This is a genomic window from Planifilum fimeticola, from assembly GCF_003001905.1.
GTDB lineage: Bacteria > Bacillota > Bacilli > Thermoactinomycetales > DSM-44946 > Planifilum > Planifilum fimeticola.
In genome coordinates, this window is the sequence record NZ_PVNE01000007.1 from 15,771 (window position 1) to 33,593 (window position 17,823).

At 59.1% G+C, this 17,823-nt stretch carries 13 protein-coding genes and 1 pseudogene; 8 read left to right on the top strand and 6 right to left on the bottom strand.

The annotated features are described in order from the left end of the window. Positions 1-85 precede the first annotated feature (85 nt). Positions 86-1,378 carry an ABC transporter substrate-binding protein gene (locus CLV97_RS05940; RefSeq protein WP_106344614.1) on the bottom strand — a complete coding sequence of 431 codons (1,293 nt, stop codon included), beginning with the start codon at positions 1,376-1,378 and terminating at the stop codon, positions 86-88. A 265-nt stretch (positions 1,379-1,643) separates the two neighbouring features. Between CLV97_RS05940 and CLV97_RS05945 the strand changes: the two genes are divergently transcribed. Then, a complete protein-coding gene (locus CLV97_RS05945; protein WP_106344615.1) occupies positions 1,644-2,429 on the top strand; it encodes a VOC family protein in 786 nt (261 codons plus the stop codon). A gap of 443 nt (positions 2,430-2,872) precedes the next feature. Next, positions 2,873-6,742: a GH92 family glycosyl hydrolase gene (locus CLV97_RS05950; RefSeq protein ID WP_106344616.1), complete on the top strand. Its 3,870-nt coding sequence runs from the start codon at positions 2,873-2,875 to the stop codon at positions 6,740-6,742. A gap of 76 nt (positions 6,743-6,818) precedes the next feature. Here CLV97_RS05950 and CLV97_RS05955 read toward each other — a convergent pair whose 3' ends face one another. From CLV97_RS05955 to CLV97_RS05965, 3 genes are all read right to left on the bottom strand, one after another. After that, positions 6,819-7,673, bottom strand: coding sequence for a fumarylacetoacetate hydrolase family protein (locus tag CLV97_RS05955; protein ID WP_106344617.1), 855 nt, complete (start codon positions 7,671-7,673; stop codon positions 6,819-6,821). 222 nt (positions 7,674-7,895) lie between these two features. Then, entirely contained in the window at positions 7,896-8,765 is an 870-nt protein-coding gene (locus CLV97_RS05960) for a PhzF family phenazine biosynthesis protein (protein ID WP_106344618.1), read from the bottom strand. 166 nt (positions 8,766-8,931) lie between these two features. Then, positions 8,932-9,666: a class I SAM-dependent methyltransferase gene (locus CLV97_RS05965; protein WP_170070378.1), complete on the bottom strand. Its 735-nt coding sequence runs from the start codon at positions 9,664-9,666 to the stop codon at positions 8,932-8,934. A gap of 118 nt (positions 9,667-9,784) precedes the next feature. Here CLV97_RS05965 and CLV97_RS05970 point away from each other — a divergent pair, with 118 nt between their 5' ends. From CLV97_RS05970 to CLV97_RS18515, 4 genes and pseudogenes are all read left to right on the top strand, one after another. Further along, on the top strand, positions 9,785-10,669 hold the full coding sequence (locus tag CLV97_RS05970) for a LysR family transcriptional regulator (protein ID WP_106344619.1): 885 nt from the start codon (positions 9,785-9,787) through the stop codon (positions 10,667-10,669). Between the two features lie 214 nt (positions 10,670-10,883). Then, on the top strand, positions 10,884-12,206 hold the full coding sequence (locus CLV97_RS05975; protein ID WP_106344620.1) for an alkaline phosphatase: 1,323 nt from the start codon (positions 10,884-10,886) through the stop codon (positions 12,204-12,206). 410 nt (positions 12,207-12,616) lie between these two features. Next, positions 12,617-12,796: pseudogene (locus tag CLV97_RS18905) on the top strand (GNAT family N-acetyltransferase); the annotation flags it as partial. A gap of 83 nt (positions 12,797-12,879) precedes the next feature. Beyond that, positions 12,880-13,365: a GNAT family N-acetyltransferase gene (locus CLV97_RS18515; protein ID WP_245891394.1), complete on the top strand. Its 486-nt coding sequence runs from the start codon at positions 12,880-12,882 to the stop codon at positions 13,363-13,365. Positions 13,366-13,485: 120 nt separating this feature from the next. Here CLV97_RS18515 and CLV97_RS05990 read toward each other — a convergent pair whose 3' ends face one another. Further along, positions 13,486-14,775, bottom strand: coding sequence for an amidohydrolase (locus CLV97_RS05990; RefSeq protein ID WP_106344623.1), 1,290 nt, complete (start codon positions 14,773-14,775; stop codon positions 13,486-13,488). A 69-nt stretch (positions 14,776-14,844) separates the two neighbouring features. Then, positions 14,845-15,909 carry a MerR family transcriptional regulator gene (locus CLV97_RS05995; protein ID WP_342749768.1) on the bottom strand — a complete coding sequence of 355 codons (1,065 nt, stop codon included), beginning with the start codon at positions 15,907-15,909 and terminating at the stop codon, positions 14,845-14,847. Between the two features lie 217 nt (positions 15,910-16,126). On the opposite strand from CLV97_RS05995, the gene CLV97_RS06000 reads away from it, so the two are divergent. Then, complete coding sequence (locus CLV97_RS06000) at positions 16,127-17,038, top strand: ABC transporter ATP-binding protein (protein WP_106344624.1); 912 nt, start codon at positions 16,127-16,129, stop codon at positions 17,036-17,038. Next, positions 17,035-17,775, top strand: a complete 741-nt coding sequence (locus CLV97_RS06005; RefSeq protein ID WP_106344625.1) for an ABC transporter permease — start codon at positions 17,035-17,037, stop codon at positions 17,773-17,775. The genes CLV97_RS06000 and CLV97_RS06005 overlap by 4 nt, the downstream gene beginning before the upstream one ends. Positions 17,776-17,823: the final 48 nt, after the last annotated feature.

Below are 17,823 nucleotides of genomic sequence, written 5' to 3' on the forward strand. Positions count from 1 at the left end.
ACGCCATTCCGCGTCACAACACCGCCCCGGCTGCAAACTTAGGCGAACGGACACACCGCCTGAGACGTGAAACAAGCCCCCTTCCTCAGTTGCCGATTCCGCTGGAAGATGCCGCCTGTTTCAAGGCATCTGCGGCCTGGTCCACATTCCCCTGGGAGACGAAGGTGTTGATGATCTTGTTCGCCTCCGTCAAGAATCCTTCCGAAGCCGCGGAACCGTGGGCCAAGCTGGGTGTCAGACGATTATTCTTAAAGTCTTCGATGGTCTGTTTGCCGTACTCGTCGTATTTGTTCACATCCGCATCCACCCGGGCGGGGATCGATCCCTTCAGCGGATTGAACACGTCCTGCCCCTCGACGGAGCCCAGCACCTTGAGGAAGGCCTTGGTCGCTTCGGGGTTTTTGACCCCCTTGGGCAGGCCGAAGGTGTCGGTGATCACCATGAAGGTGCCCTCGGTCTCCGGCGTCGGAACCCAGCCGAAATCCTTGTTCGGTTTCAACTTCAGATCGGTGGTGAAGTATCCCTTCACCCAATCCCCCATCACGTTCATCGCCGCTTCGCCCTTGGCCACCATCTGGGCGGCATCCTGCCAGTTGCGGGCGGCGTGATCGCTGTTGGTGTACTGGAGCATCCGCTTGAAGGTTTCGAGGGCCTTCTTCACCTTGGGATCGTCAAAGGCCAGCTCCCCGCTCCAGAGCTTGTTGTAATCCTCCGGTCCCAGAGTCCCGAGGAGAACCGACTCAAACAAGTGGGTGGCCGTCCAGGGTTCCTTGTCCCCCAGCGCCAGGGGGGTGATCCCCTTCTTCTTCAGCTTCTCGGCCGCATCGAAGAACTCGTCGAAGGTCTTGGGCGGCTTTAACCCGTTTTCATCAAAAATCTCCTTGTTGTACCACAAAACATTGCCCCGGTGGATGTTGACGGGAACGGAATAGATGTTGCCGTCCTTGCTGACCAGCTCGATGAGCTCCTTCGGAAACTTATCCATCCACCCCTCTTCTTCGTACAGGTCGTTCAGGGGTTCCATTTTCCCGGCCGCCACCCATCCTTCGTTCAGCTCGGCCCCTCCGTGCACCTGGAAGGTATCCGGCGGATCATTCCCCTGCATGCGGGTGGCCAGCGTCGCCTTGGCGTTGGTGCCCGCTCCTCCGGCCACGGCGGCGTTGATCACTTCAATGTCGGGATTCTTTTCCTTGAACAGGTCGATCAGGGCATGGAGTCCCGCCTCCTCACCCGCGCCGGTCCACCAGCTGAAAATCTCCACCTGCTTGTTGTCCCCGCCGCCGTCGGCGCTCTGCCCGCCGGAACCGCAAGCGGCGAGCACCAAGGCCAAGGCGATCATCACCGAAATGTTCCACTTCTTTCGCCAGGGGCGTCCCATCCATCCCAACTCCTTCCGTTGACGGTTTGGCTCCCGGACATCCTACGGTCTTTCCAAGCAAAAACGCATCTACCCTCTAGATATTATAAATCATTTGAATTGAAAGGGATAGCATTCTATTCCGTCTTCGCGGAAATTAGCCTCTGCCTTTAGACCGAGGAGTACTTTAAAAGGCTGAGGCTTCGGCACAGGATTGGATGGACATGAAAGGGAACCGGGGGTATGATTATTCCACGGAAGTTAGACAAACGGGAGGACAAGGAAATTGATCACTCACTTTGCCGAATTGCGGCTTCCCACCGTCTCTTTAAGTGGAACCAAGCAAGTTTACAACCAGCGTCTGGGTCTGCCTGTTGTCGATGAGTCTTCCGATCAAATCTCCTTTTCTCTGACTCCCTTTACCCGCTTGTCTTTTTTCCTGTCGGACAAGCCGCTTGCACCTGCTCACTTTGCGGTTCAAGTTCCCTACTCCCGATTTTACGAGGCCGCCGATCTCATCCGGCAGTCCGGTCTGCTGATCGCCGCCTGGCCTGACGGCCGTGAAATCGATGAAATCCCGATTCGGCGCAATCTCTACTTTCGGGACGGGGACGGCAATCTGCTCGAGCTCATCGCCCATTCGTACATTTCTGAGGATGCGATTCCGGCACACGGACCGCTCAATGCTCTGTACCTGAGGGAAATTGGTTTTCCGGTACAAAGCGTGTCCCGGTTTCGTTCGTGGCTCGAAACGGAACTCGGCTTTCGTTCCAAGGAACCCACCGAACAGTTCTCCTTCGTCATCAGCGGGACCGCCCACGCCGTGACGGTCGACAGGAACCGCCCGTGGATCCCGATCGCCATGCGGGCGCTGAAACCGGACATGCACGTGGTGCTGGGAACACCGGATGAGGACTTTTTCTCCCGCCTCTGTTCCCGGTTTGAAAGGGCCGACCGAGGGGATCGGATGGAAGTTTCGCTGGAAAAGGACGGCTACAACTTCTCCGTCCGACTCACGTCCGACTTCGACGCGGACACGGTCCGCCGCCTCAATCTGCCGCAGGGAGACTGAATGCGGAAACGGCAGATCGCTTTGGAAGAGGGAAGGTGACAAACCCTGCATCTAAGAATCGGGACGCGATTTTTCGCCTCCGCTCCATTGGATAAGGGGGCTCCCGGCGAAAAATCGGTCCCGCCCAACGCGTTCTCTTGATCCTCGGAGGACATTTCCCCTCTTCTTTTTCTTTTTTCTCACAAACTAGCTTCATGATGGATGCCTGGACTTTTCCCGGTGAGTTTTCACCGATCATCCCATTTCTTTGATGATCCGGACAATTCCCTGTTCGGTTCTCCCCGCCACCCCAACCTTCTTTGAGGCAATCCGCCAGAACGCCTCCCCGCATCCCTTTTCAGCCGCATATCCTCCCTCTTGTTTAAATATTTTCTAATATTTACTATAATTAAATTGATCAGAAAAACCTGATCGGCCAATCACTCCGGCGGGAGGGATACGGATTGCGAAAAATCCGGATTTCGCTGATTGCAAGCCTTTTGCTGTTCGGCCTGTGTGCCCAACCGTTTGCTCTGGCGGCTGAAACGCCTAAGTCGGGAAGGGGCAAGGAACCCGTCGATTACGTCGATCCCTTCATCGGAACCGACATCTATTCCGAGGAAGGGGCGATGGGGGAAGCCAACACCTTCCCCGGAGCGGCCCTGCCCCACGGGATGGTCCAGCTGAGCCCGGACACGGGGCGCCACATCGCGGGCTACATGTACAGGGACAAGCATATCGAGGGGTTCAGCTACACCCACTTGAGCGGAACCGGTTGTTGGGGGCTGGGCAGTTTTTTGACCATGCCCATGACGGGCGAGTTGAAAACCACGGAATCCGGCTACCGGTCCGCCTTCCGACACGAAACCGAAACGGCGACCCCGGGCTACTACGCGGTGACCTTGGACGACTACGGAATCCGGGCCGAGGTGACCGCCACGACCCGAACGGGGTTCTCGCGATTCACGTTCCCGGAAAGTGAAAACAGCCGCATTCTCTTCGACGTCTCCCACACCCTCGAAGACGAGCCGGTATCCGGAGGGGAAGTCCGGATCCTGAACAATACCACCCTTGTCGGATCCCAGGTGAATCCGAAACCCTTCTGCGGAGGGCAAACGCCCTACACCGTCTATTTCGCCGCCAAGTTTTCCAAGCCGTTCAAATCCTACGGAACCTGGAACGGCCGGCAGGTGAGCGAGGGCTCCAATTTCGCCTCCGGAAACGATATCGGAGCCTTTGTCAATTACTCCACCCGCCAGGGAGAACGGATTCTCGTCAAGGTCGGGATTTCCTACGTGAGCGAAGAACAGGCGATGAAAAACCTGAATGCGGAAGTTCCTCACTGGAACTTCGGCAAGGTGCGGGCCGATGCCCGGAATATCTGGAATCAGAAACTCGGAACCATCGAAGTGCGCGACGAAAACGAAGAGAACAAAGTCAAGTTTTACACCGGGCTGTATCATGCGCTGCTCGGGCCTTACACCTTTTCGGACGTCGACGGCAAATACATGGGGTTTGACAACAAAGTTCACACGGCCAAAGGCTACACCCAGTACCACACCTTTTCTCTCTGGGATACCTTTCGGGCCGCCCATCCGCTGTACAACCTGGTCGAACCGGAAGAGCAGAATGACTTCATCAAATCCCTGCTGGCCAATTATGAAGAAGGCGGGTGGCTGCCGCGGTGGCCGATGGTCAACCGCTATACAAACTGCATGATCTCGGACCACGCCGTCTCCGTCATCGCCGAATCGATCATGAAGGATATCGGCGACTTCGACCGCCAAAAGGCGTATGAGGCCATCCTCAAAGGAGCGACGCAACTGCCTCCCCCGGAACACGATTTCAACGGACGGTCAGGGCTGAAGGAATATGAACGGTACGGCTATATCCCCTACGACACGGACTGGGGAGGCTGGGGATCCGTATCCACCACCCTGGAGGACGCCTATGTGGACTGGACCATCGCCCAGGTCGCGAAAAAATTGGGCAAGGAGAAAGATTACCGGCGGTTTGTAGAGCGGGCTTTCCACTACAAGAATCTGTACGATCCCGAGACGGGATTCATGCGCCCCCGAAAGGCGGACGGAGACTGGAGGGAACCCTTTGATCCGAGGGAATGGAACGAATTTGTGGAAGGAAACTCCTGGTCCTACACCTTTTTCGTCCCCCACGACGTGCGCGGGTTGATGCAGCTGATGGGCAGGGACACCTTCCGGAAGCGCCTGGACCACATCTTTTCCGCCTTCATCTATCCCGCCTGGAACGAAAAGTTCTCCCAATACTGGCACGGCAACGAACCGGACCAGCATTACGCCTACCTGTTCAACTACGCGGGCCAGCCTTGGAAAACCCAAAAGTACACCCGAAAAATCATGGATGAACTCTACGGAACCGGCCCCAACGGCATTCCCGGCAACGAGGACGTGGGGCAGCTTTCAGCCTGGTTTGTCCTGAGCGCCATGGGATTCTACCCGGTGGCCCCGGCCCAGGCGACGTATCAGATCGGCAGCCCCCTTTTCGACGAAGTGATCATCCACCTGCCCGAATATCATTACGGAGGAAAGGACTTTGTGATCAAGCGGCTGGGGCATGAAGACGGTCCCTACATCCAAACCGCCCGCTTGAACGGCAAGCCCCTCCGAGGTCCGTGGTTCCGTCACCAAGACCTGGCGGACGGCGGAAGCCTCACCTTTGTGATGGGGCCGAAACCGAACAAAAAGTGGGGATCCGATCCGAAAGACGCCCCGCCTTCCATGACTGCGGAAAATCCATCCTTTGTCTACACCTCGCTGGAGGTGTCAAAAACGGAAGCGGAAGCCCATGAACCCTTCCAGGTGAAGGTTCGGGTGAAAAACCGGGGCGGGATCGGCGTCAAGGAAATTCCGCTCTATGTGGACGGAAAACGGGTCCAGTCGAAAAAGGCGGTGATCGGACCGGACAGCAGCGAAACGGTGGTCTTCACACTGCGGTTGTACCATCCGGGCAAACATGAGATCACCATCGACTCCTCCTCCCTCAGGCGGGAGGTGACCATCGCGCCGAAGCCCGCCGCCTTCGAATACAGCGATCTGAAGGTGGACCACGACGGGAAGTCGGACCATGTAACCGCCGAAGCGAAGGTGCAAAACATCGGAAGCTATGAAAAAACCCAGGATGTGGATCTGATCGTGGACGGACAGAAGGCGCAGTCCCGGCCGATCACCCTCGGTCCCGGCGAGACCCGAACCGTGGTTTTCCATCACACCTTCGACAACAACGGTGAATTCCAAATCCGGATCGGGGACACCCCGCCCCGAAAGGTGGGCATTCCCGGCGTGATCGGGCTGCTGAAACCGGTGTTGTCCCTCCGCTTCGACGAACCGGACGGAGACATCGCCAGGGATGATTCCGGCTTCGGCCACGACGGAACCCTGAAGGGGAACCCCGAACGGGTGCCCGGCCGGCACGGGCAGGCACTCCGATTGGACGGCGATGACTGGGTGGAGGTTCCCCACAGCGACCGCTTAAACGCCTCCGACGAACTGACGCTGATGGCATGGGTCCAACTGGAAAACCCCGCGGCGGACCAGAAAATCGTCGGAAAAACATCGATCGGCAACGGATATGTCCTGGGCGTGCAAAACAACGGTCTCTATCCGGAGGTCTGGGATGCGGACAGCTCCCGGCATACGTTTACGAAAGGATCCATCCCCGCGGGTGAATGGGTGCACCTGGCGGTAACCTGGGAAAAGGGCGGGGAGATGATCGGGTATATCAACGGGGAGCCGATTGAGCGGGTTCCCACCGGTGACCATCCGATCGCTCCGAACAACTATCCCCTGCGCATCGGCATCAGTCCCTGGGACTCGAACAGTTTTCCGGTGAGGGGGATGATCGACGAGGTTCAAATCTTTCAAAAGGCCCTCAGCCAAGAAGCGGTTCAAGATTTGTACCGGAACAACCGATTCACCGGGGAACACTCCCACACCACCGAATGGCGGGATCTGCAAAAGCCGACGTCACTGAAAGAACTTCAGGCGGTGGCGGATGTCGGAGAAAGGGAGTCGGTGACGGCCATCGTGCAGGTGTCCGAGGACGGAAACCGCGTGCTGGACGAAATCGAGTTCCGCCTGGAAAGCGGGAGCAAATCGTACGATCTGAGCAGCCTTCATCCGGCGCGGTATGTGCGGATCAAGACCGTGCTGGAAGGGGAGAGTCCTTTCCTGGATGATTATCGCATTACCGGAGACGGGATTTCGGAGGAATGGAAAACGTATACGCACTGGAAGGAGGGAACCTGGACGCCGTCCGTCGACCCCACCTACGTGAAAATTCCCCCTAAAAACCAATAAACATCGAGGGGGTGTGCCGCCTCGGATCATCGGCGGCACACCCCCTTCCCTTTTCCGAACCGCTGCAACGGAGTCCCTAAGCCTCTCGGACCAGCCGGTTGGTCAGCCGTCCCAGCCCGTCGATTTCGACGGTTACCTCGTCTCCGTCCTCCAGCCACACCCGCTTCTCCTCCGGGTACCCCATGATCACGCCCTCCGGGGTGCCCGTCAAAATCACATCCCCGGGCCGAAGGGTCATGTATCGGGAAATGTAACTGACCAGTTCATCGCAGCGGAATATCATGTCGCCCGTGGTGGAATTCTGCCGGAGCTCCCCGTTCACATACGAACGGATGCCGAGGGCGTGGGGATCCTCCACCTCATCCCGGGTCACCAGATAGGGACCGAGCGGACAAAATCCGTCACAGCACTTCCCCAGCAACCATTGGTTGGTTCGAAACTGCAGGTCCCGGGCGGACAGGTCGTTGGCCGCGCAATAACCGAAAATGTAGTCCATGGCTTCTTCCCTCTTCACATGCCGGGCCGTCCTGCCGATCACGATGGCCAATTCCGCCTCGTAGTCCACCTGCCGGGCTTCGCGGGGAATCGGAACCGGCTCTCCGCTCCCGGCCAGGGCATTGTCAAATTTGTTGAAGAGAATCGGGTATTCGGGAATCGGCATGTTGGACTCTTCCGCGTGCTTTCGGTAATTGAGGCCGATGCAAAGGATCTTTTCCGGACGCGGCACGCAGGGGCCCAGGGTCAACTCCTTCTCGGGCAAAAGCTGCGTCCCGGCCCGGAGAGCCCGTTCCACCTCGGCGGCCAGCTCCCTGAGCGCCGTTTCCCCTCTTTCCGCGATGGACTCTATGGAATCCGGGATCCCCAGAACGCCCCGTTCCGTCTTGACACCCGTCTTCCAACCCTTCTCCGTTCGAAACGTCAACAGCTTCATGTTGTCTGCACCTCCCTCAAGCCCCGTATTTTTCAACAATTCGGGAAGTATCCTCTTCCTTCCTTCCTCACAATAAAACTCTCGGCTCCCTTGGCTTGCGTTCACGCTGATTCCGATCTTCACGGCAAACGTGAGAATCCCCCTGTCAGGAGGCGGAAAGCCGGACACCCAGGAATCGGAGTGCCGCCCATAAAGTTTCAGACACTCCGCGTCCGCACTCCCTCATCCACTTTCAAGACGAAGCGTGCCTTGGATGCACGTCACCGCGTGCCCGCCCAGCAAGATCGTCCCGTCGTCCCGGAACCGCACTTCTACCCGACCGTCACGGCCCACACAGCGGCCCTGGCTCGCAACGTAAGCCGGTTCCTCAATCAGCCGGAATTGCCTCACGAGCGCCGCCACACAGCCGTTGCCGCTGCCGCATACCGGATCTTCCGGCACGCCTTCGATCGGGGCGAAGGAACGCACTTCGATCTGCGGCCGTGCGCCTGCAGGCGCCAAGCCGAACACGGTCACGCCGGAAACACCGGGCGGAGTCAACGCGGCAATCCGGGACATATCGGGCACAAGGCGCCGCACCTCCTCCGCATCGGACAACTGCAACGTCATCCACGCCACCCCGACGTCGACGGTCGCCCTCGCCCGTACGCTCTGCATGGGGACACCCAGCGCTTTGGCAACCTCGGCCAGCTCCCCGGCCGGGATGTCCCGCAGAGCGGGTTTCGGCAGCGTGAGAAACAAGCGGTCCCCGTCGATGTCGATGGAAACCAACCCCTTGCCGCACTCCTGCACCAAGCGTCCCTCGGTCTTGGGCTTCAATCCGTTCCGCAACACGGCGTAAGCCGATCCGATGGTCGGGTGGCCGGCAAACAGCAGCTCATTCCGGGGCGTAAAAATGCGCAGCCGATAGTCCGCCCGGGGATCCGTCGGCTGACAGACGAAGGTGGTTTCAGACAAGTTGGTCCAGTTGGCGATGGCCTGCATCCGTTCCTTGGGCAGACCGTTGCCGTCGAGCACGACCGCAACCGGATTTCCCTTGAACGGTACGGCCGAAAACACATCGACTTGTTGGAAAGGGACTGAATGTTTCATTTCGCAGGACCTCCAACATGCGAATGATCTTGTTCCGGATGATCCCTCCTCCGGATTGCAGGCCTTTCCGTCACCACGAACGGGAGTTCACCGCCGCGCGCTGCCATAGTGGCTTGAATCCGGATGCGCAGCGGATATGGCCGCTTCCCAAAAAGCAAACATCCCGTTATTTCCACGCAGCCAGAACCGCTTCATCGAAGGACCTCCAAAGGATCTCCGCGGAGGAGAACCCGGCGTTGGAGATGTGCTGAATGTGCCAGGAAGCGGGCGGCATAAACTCATGGGTTTTCCGCCGACCGAAGCGCCTCTCCCGCTCGGCCAGGGCTTCCTCCATCACTTCTTCCTTCGAGATCGCCTCCCACCATCCTTCCCAATCGTCCCGATCCGCGGATGCCTCAAACCATTCGTCGTACAGACGCCTGCCCGCATCGGAGAAAACCCGGTTCTCCAGGGGCATGTGGTCCGCATTGACAAAAATCCCGCCGGGCCGAAGAAGAGCCGCCACATCCCGGTAAACCCGAAGGAGAACGGATTCCTCCAGCCAGTGAAGCGCCGTGGCGGTGACGACGGCATCAAAGGATTCCGGTTCCAGATCCGCCGCCCAATCCGGATCGCGCAGATCCCGCTCCATCCACCTCACCCGTTCATCCCCCCCAAAGGCGCCCCGAGCGATTTTCAGCAGGACGGGATCGATGTCCACCCCCACCACCTGAAGTTCCGGAATCCCTTTCAAAAGGCGTTCGGTCACCGAACCGCAACCGCAGGCGAGATCCAACGCCCTTCCCCTGCCCCGGACCCCCTCTGCCACGCATTGAACCATCGCATTAAAACTCTGTTCCCTGAAGGGGAGATACCGCTCTTGCTGCCGGTCCCATCTCCGCAGCCAGAATTTCCAGTCCATGAGGATCCCTCCTGTCGCGTTTCCCGTCCCCTCCAGCTTACGGCAGGTCATTCTATTTGTTAAACGAATAAAATAGATAGTTTCTATCGATTTATTAAATAGATAAAGGGGCGACATCATGGAAATCAACCAGTTGGAAGCTTTCCTGCAGGTGGCCAGGACCAAGAGTTTCACCCGCGCCGCGGAGTCTCTCCATCTCGTCCAGTCCACGGTCACCACCCGCATTCAGATGTTGGAGAAAGCCCTGGGAAAACCGCTGTTCAGACGGACCAGCCGGTACATCGAGCTCACCCCCGCGGGCAAACATCTCCTCCCTTACGCCCGGCGGATCATCGATCTGAAACGGGAGGGCGAAAAGGCGCTGATGATGGAAGGGGTGGCCGAGGAACAGCTCTTTGTCGGCAGCCCCCATTCCCTGTGGGATTACATCCTGTTTCCCGCGGTGAAAAAGTTCCGGAGGAAACACCCGGAGATCGCCCTCCGGCTCATCACCGGCCATTCCGACGAAATCACGGAAAAGCTGCTCGGCGGGCTGGCGGACGCGGGCATCCTTTACATTCCTTCGTACCACCCGGGGCTGGAAGTAATCCCCCTCCGCGAAGAATCCCTCTGTCTGACGGGTCCCACGGATTTTCCCCTGGAAAAGGAAGTGCTTACCCCCGAAGCTCTTCGGGCGCTCCCCTTCATTCATCTCAGCTGGGGCACGGAATTCGAACAGTGGTTCAGAGCCGTCTTCGGCCGCCACTTCCTGCCCTCCGTCGAGGTGGATCACATGTCCCTGCTCCTGCGGTGGATGCTGACCGGGGAAGGTGTCGGATTCCTGCTCAAAAGCATCGCCGAAGGGATGGCCGCCGCCGGGGAACTGAAGGTACTCCCCTTTCGCTCCGATCCCCCCCTACCCGGAATTCCCGTCTACCTGGTCCTTCCCAAGCGGAAAAGGAGTTCCGGCGGACTGGACGCCCTGGTCAACCATCTCCTTTATTTCTTAAACAAGGCGCAATAGTCAATTAATTTAGATAACATTGATGCAACATTTAAACAATGATAATATTAAATTAATGAACGGTTGTTAATATTTAAGCAAGGGGGTGCTCTATCTTGTGATTTTGAGGGAAGGTTGGGTGAAACGCTTCCGAATCGATTAAAAGATCCGAAATGAAGCCTTTCCCAAGAAAACCGCTCCTGGCAACGACCATTTTCCTCGGGAGGGAGAAGCCATGAAAAGAAAGCTGTGGTTGGGAGTCTTGATTTTTGCCCTGGTCCTGACCGCCTGGAACGCCGGATTGCTCGCGGATTCGGCGGGAGCTCAGTCGGACGGGCACGGCAAGGTGCAAAACGTCATTTTCATGATCGGGGACGGATTCTCGGCAGCCTATGCCACCAACTACCGGCTTTACAAGGGAGATCAGCCGACCCTGTTTGATCAAACCCTTTCGGGCATGATCCGCACCGCCTCCGCCGACAACGCCGTGACCGACTCCGCCGCCGCGGCGACCGCCATGGCCACCGGCGTGAAAACCAACAACGACATGGTGGGAATGGATCCGGACGGGAAGAAGTTGAAAACCATCCTCGAGGCGGCCAAAGAAAGCGGCAAATCGACCGGTCTGGTGTCCACCTCTTCCGTCACCCACGCCACCCCGGCCTCCTTTGCGGCCAAGGTTCCCCACCGCAACGATGAAGTCGCCATCGCCCCCCAAATGCTGGGCAAGCCTGACGTGCTGCTCGGCGGCGGGAAGCAGTTCTTTCTCCCCGAATCGGAGGGGGGCAAACAGCCGGAGCGAAATTTGATCGAAGAAGCCCGCGCCCAGGGTTATCAGGTGCTGGAAAACCGCGACCAGCTGCTGAAGGCCAAGGGGAACAAATTGCTGGGTCTCTTTGCCGAGGAGGGCATGTCCCCCGAGCTGGATCGGGACAAGTCCAAAGAACCCAGCCTGGCCGAAATGACCCGGACGGCGATCGACACGCTGAAGACGAACAAAAAGGGCTTTTTCCTGATGGTGGAGGGCAGCCAGATCGACTGGGGCGGACACGACAATGATGCCGCCTGGGCCATGAAGGACACGGAGGCCTTCGAGCAGGCCATCCAGGTGGCGATGGATTTCGCCAAGCGGGATGGGCGCACCCTGGTGGTCGTGACCGGTGATCACGACACGGGGGGCATGTCCGTCGGCGGCTACAACGAATACAAAAACCGCGCGGAAATCCTGCGCAATGTGACGGCCACCGGTCAATACATGGCTGAACAAATCGACGAAAAGGGCAGCAACATCCGGGACGTGCTCAAGAAATATGCGAAGATCGACTTGACGGATGAAGAAGTGGAGCAAATCCGAAACGCCAGCAACCGCAAACTGGCCATCAACCACGTCGTCAGCAAGCGCGCTTATATCGGTTGGACAAGCACCGCCCACACGGGCGTCAACCTCCCCGTCTATTCCTACGGAAAGGGTTCCGACCTGTTCCGGGGATGGATGGAAAACACCGATCTGCCCAAGCGCATGGCCCAGGCCATGAAGATCGAATTCAAGCAGAAGTGATACCCTCCGTGCAAAAAAAGGCCCTGCACCCTCGCGGTGCGGGGTCTTTTGTTAAGGAACTTTTGCAAAGCCGTATGTATCAAACACTATGGTGAAAAGGTTTTTGCTCTAATTGCAAATATATTGCTACATTCCCATCTTGGAGATTGAATGGGACTGCAGATCAGACATTGCCCAGATTCAGATCAATCTGAAAGCCGTGTCAAGTGCCATACCTAAAAGTCTTTGGCATGAGGAACCCGGTCCTCCGGGCAGCGAAAAGGGAACCGGCGGAAAGGAGTAACAGGTCCATGCAGAGGAACGCAACGAAAACGGTCGACTCCCTCCCCATCGACCGGGTGAGACCAGCCGACATCCCGGATGTGGTGCGCCTCTCCGCCCGCATCGGATGGGATTACTCGGAGGAAGAAATGGAAGTAGTTCTAAGATCCGGCCGCTTTTTCGCCCACCGCACCCCGGAGGGAAAGGTGGTTTCCACGGCCGCCCTCTTCCCCTACTCCACCCTGGCTTCCCTGGGAGTGGTCATGGTGGACCCGGATTACCGGAGAAGGGGGCTGGCCACCCGTTTGGTGAGCGCCTGCATCGAGGAGGTTCCGGACCGTCCCATTTTGCTCGTGGCGACGGAGAAAGGAAGCCCCTGTACGAAAAACTGGGCTTCAAAACGGTCGGCACCTTGGACAAGCTGGTGGCCAAGCGGTATACGGGCGGTCTGGGGAAAACGGCGCATCAAGGGACCGTCCATCCCGTATCAAAAAAGGACATCGAAGAGATCATCGATGTGGACGAAAAGGCCTTCGGCGCCCGACGGGAACGCCTCCTGCGGCTGCGAATCGAGCAGGCTTCCATCGGAGCCGTCCTCCGAAACCGGGCGGGCAGAGCCGCGGGATTCGCCCTGGGCGTGCCCGGACCGGAACGCATGGTCATCGGCCCCGTGGTCGCGCCGGACGAAGAGGCGGCCGCGCTCCTGATCGACCGGATCGCCGGATGGGCTCCGGGACCGGTGCGCATCGACATCCCCTCCCAACATCGCCGCCTGGCGGACTTTCTGACCCGACGCGGCTTCGAAACCGTGCGGCACCCCCCGGTGATGATGCGAAACGGAAATGCGCTCCCGCCGGGCGGGCATCTGTTTGCAGTCGCGTCGCAAGCCTTCGGATGAACCGGTCGCGGCCTTTCACCCTCCACTTCCACGTCGACCGGAAGACTGTAGACGGAGGAGTGTGCCGGCCTTTGTCATGTGGGCGAAAGGCGGCCCCCTCCGGTTCCGATCAGCGGTATCCTAAATTCCATCCACCAACCTCGAAGCCCGTTTCTCCACCTGCCGAAACAGTTCCTCCTCGTCGATCGTCATCAACTCCCGACGGCGCATCACCACCCGTCCGTCGATAATCACCGTGTCCACGTCGGCGCCGGCGGCGCTGTAGGCGATCAGGGCGTAGGGAGCGTGAAGGGGCTGAAGGTGCGGTTTTTGGAGATCGATCAGGATCAGATCCGCTTGCTTGCCCTCCTCCAGCGTGCCCACCCGGTCGTCGATGCCCAACAATTTGGCCCCTTCCACCGTGGCCATCCTTAGCACCTGCCGGGCGGGCACCACGGCCGGATCCGATCGATCCACCTTCTGCAGCCAGGCGGCCGCCTTGATCTCGGCAAACATGTCCAGGGTGGCGGCGCTTCCCGCCCCGTCGGTGCCCAGCCCCACGGTGAGCCCCTGCGCCAACAGGTCGCAGACCGGCGCGATGCCGCAGCCCAGTTTGAGATTGCTCACCGGGTTGTGGGCGATCCCACCGCGCATGCCCCTCAAGAGCCCGATGTCCCGGCGCGTCAGGTGCACGGCGTGGGCCAGCAGGACGTGGTTGTGCTCGAAAAGTCCGAGGTGGTACAGGTACTCGGTGGGGGTTTGTCCGTACCGCTCCCGGATGCGGACCACTTCCTCCTTGGTTTCCGCCAGATGGATGTGGATGGGCACGCCTCGCTTTCGGGCCAGATCGATCACTTCCGTGAGGGGCTCGGGCGGACAGGTAAAGGGAGCGTGCGGACCGAGCATCGTGGTGATGCGCCCGTTCCCCGCCCCGGTCCACTTTTCGATGAGGGACAGCGCTTCCTCCAGCCGTTTTCCGCCGTCATCCTCCAGAAAGACCAGGCCGCGGGCCAGGGAGGCGCGCATGCCGCTGTCGATGACGGCCCGGGCCACGTGATTCATGTGGATGTACATGTCGGCATAGGCGGTGGTCCCCGAGCGGATCATCTCCGCCATCGCCAGCATCGCACCCCAGTAAATGTCTTCCTCGTTCATCCGCTCTTCCACCGGCAGCATCTTTTTCTCCAGCCATTCCATCAGGCGAAGGTCGTCGCAGAAGGCGCGCATCAGGGTCATCGGCGTGTGGTTGTGGGCGTTGATCAGACCGGGCATCGCCACCATGCCCGAGGCGTCGATCACCTCATCCGCCCGCCCTTCCCAGCGGGGGACGACGGCGGCAATCCGGTCCTTTTCGATCAGAATGTCCCCGGAAAAGGGCTGGTCGTTTTCCCCCATCGTCAAAATGAGGGCTCCGCGGATCAACAGACTCATCCGGCATCTCCTCCTCCATCCTTGTTCAGGAGGAGCATACCGGTTGACGCAGCGGAAAAGTCAAGGGTTTTACCCCGGTTGCACCGCGTAAACGAGATGGAGGATCTCGTTGATCTGCCGTGCCTCGGTCCGGTACCCGCGGGCCTCAAACCAGGCGAGCAGACGGGAGCGGTCGGCGTAGTATTCATCCTCGATCATCGCGATCGCGTATTCTTTCCCGGCACGGCTCAAGTCCCGCAGATAATCCCGCCGCGCCTCTTCCGTGGTGAACATCAGATCGGCGATGCAGATGCGCCCTCCCGGCTTCAACACCCGGTGCATCTCCTCCAGCGCCAGCGGCTTCTGATCCTCCTCGAGATGATGCAGCGCATAGCTGGTGACGACGAAATCGAAAGACTGATCGAAAAAGGGGATCGCCAGGAGATTGCCCAGCCGGGTGACCATCTGCGGATGCTTTTCCCTGCAGCGGCGCAACATCTCCCAGGATTGGTCGACACCGGCCATCTCCGCCCCCGCCGCCAGGAACCGACCCGCCAGATTGCCCGTCCCGGTGCCGAGATCCAGTCCCTTCTCCCCGGGTTGGGGATCGATAACCCGGAGGGTTTCATCCAGCGCCGTGTCATAATCCCGGTGAACGTCAAAACCCTCCGCCCCCCGGGACACCCGCTGATCATAGGAGGCGGCCTGACGGTCGAAATTCCACCGGTCCCGCCACTTGAGGCGCCGGTCCTGCTGACGCTTCGACCGCTCCGTCAACCGGTAAATATCCTCCCGGTCGGGCGCCCGGTCCTCCAGGGAGTCGATCATGCCGTCGAGGGTCACGATCATCTCCCGGAGGCGGATCCACTCGAAAAACATGGCCGACCGCTGCAGCTCCAGGTAGCGGCGCACCCCGCTGTTTTCCCCTTTATCCATCACCTCCAGCACCCTCTTCACCGCCCGGACCGGCATCCCCACCTCCCGCAGCGCGAGGATCGTCTGCAGCCGCCAGGCGTCCCTTTCCGAAAAGAGACGGTAGCGGTTGTGGGGATCTTTTTCCGGAGAGATCAGCCCCTTCTCCTCGTAGAAACGAATCGCTCGCGGAGAGGTCCGCAACTTCTCCGCCAGCTGACGGATGTGCATACGCTGTTCCATCCCTCCACCTCCCTCGCGTCGATTATAAAGGTTGACGCTGCGTGAGTGTAAAGGGGATCACGATTGCATTCCCACAGGCCGTTACATATAATAATGGTCAGGAAAAAATTATTTTTCTCATTTTTCCTTTTTATTCAATAAATGTTTTCGATTTCCGTGCCTTCGCGGCTGAGAACCATCCGGAAGTCGGCACCAGGGGATCAAAGGAGGTAACAGAGTGGAACCGGCGATTGTGGCGGAGCATCTGCACAAGCGATACCCCGACGCGTACGCCGTCAGGGATGTCAGCTTCTCGGTGAAGTCCGGAGAAATTTTCGGGATCCTGGGTCCCAACGGCGCTGGAAAAACCACCACCGTTGAAATGTTGGAGGGGTTGCGGAAACGGGATTCGGGGACCATCCGCATCCTCGGCTTGGATCCCGACGAACACCCCTACGAATTGCGGGAACGCATCGGAATCCAATTCCAATCCACCTCTGTCCACGAGCAGATGAAGGTGAAGGAAGCCCTCCGCCTGTTCGCCTCCTTCTACCGGAAAAAGGGGGATGTCGATCGGATCGTGGACGCTTTGGGGCTGAAACCACGCCTGGACGTCCCCTTCGGCCGGCTGTCGGGGGGCTGGAAACAGCGGGTCACCCTGGCATTGGCGACGATTCACGATCCGGAGATCGTCTTTCTCGATGAACCCAGCACCGGACTGGACCCGCAAGCACGCCGCGAACTGTGGGAGCTGATCCTGAAGCTCCGGGATGAGGGGAAAACGATCGTCCTGACCACCCATTACATGGAAGAAGCGGAGCGTCTGTGCGACCGGGTGGCGATGTTTCACCGGGGGCGGGTCCTCTCCATCGACACCCCGCAGCGGCTGGTGGCGACCTGGGGCAAAGTGAGGCACCTGCGCTTTGAATCGCCGGAAGCGGACGAACAGCCGTTGCTTTCCCTGCCCGGAGTGACCAAGGTGGAGCGGGAAGACCGGATATTCCGGATCTATGCCCGGGATTTGCAGGCGGCTTCCCTGCAGCTTTTCCTGCTGGCGGACCGGGAAGGCTGGAAGATTGAAGCCTTTCGCTTTGAAACGGGAAACCTGGACGATCTCTTCGTCTCCCTGGTGAAGGAGGAATCGGCGTGAGCATCGTGGCCCGGCTGACCTGGATGGAAATGAAATTGTTTTTCCGGGATAAACAGAACGTGTTTTGGACCTTTCTCTTTCCGATCCTGATGATCTGGCTGTTCGGCTCCCTCTTCGGCGATCAAAGGATGCCGGGAGGACTCAGCTACAGCAACATGTACGTCCCCTCCTGGATCGGGGTCAATCTGCTGACGACGGCGCTCTTCACCATCGGAACCGCACTGGTGATGTACCGCGTCCAGGGAATTCTCCGCCGGTATCAGGCCACTCCCCTCCGTCCGCAGATGGTGTTGGGAGCCCACATGCTCTGCGGCGCCTTCGTCTTCCTTGTGAGCGCCCTCATCCTCGCGGGCTTCGGGTGGGTGTTTTACGATTTGGAAGCGCCCAAGTATCCCGGCAGCGTGGCGGCCGCGCTGCTCCTGTCCGTCCTGGCCCTCTTTCCCTTCGGCATGTTCGTCACGTCCCTGGCCCGGGACAACCGGTCCGCCGCCGCCATCGGCTCCCTGCTCCTCAACCTGATGCTCTTTTTGTCCGGCGCCACCTTCCCCCTGGAAATGATGCCCTCCTATTTGCAAACGGCGGCCAAGATCCTCCCGCTCTATTACGTGGTGGAGCTGTTGCGCGGAACCTGGAACAAGGCGCCTCTGTGGGATTACGGAATCCATGTGGCCGTCCTCGCCGGAATCGCGATCGTCTCCGGCATCCTGGCGGCCCGGTTCTTCCGCTGGGGGGACTGAACGCTTATCACAGCCCTTCCGGTCCCACCCCGGCTCGGTGGACAAGCA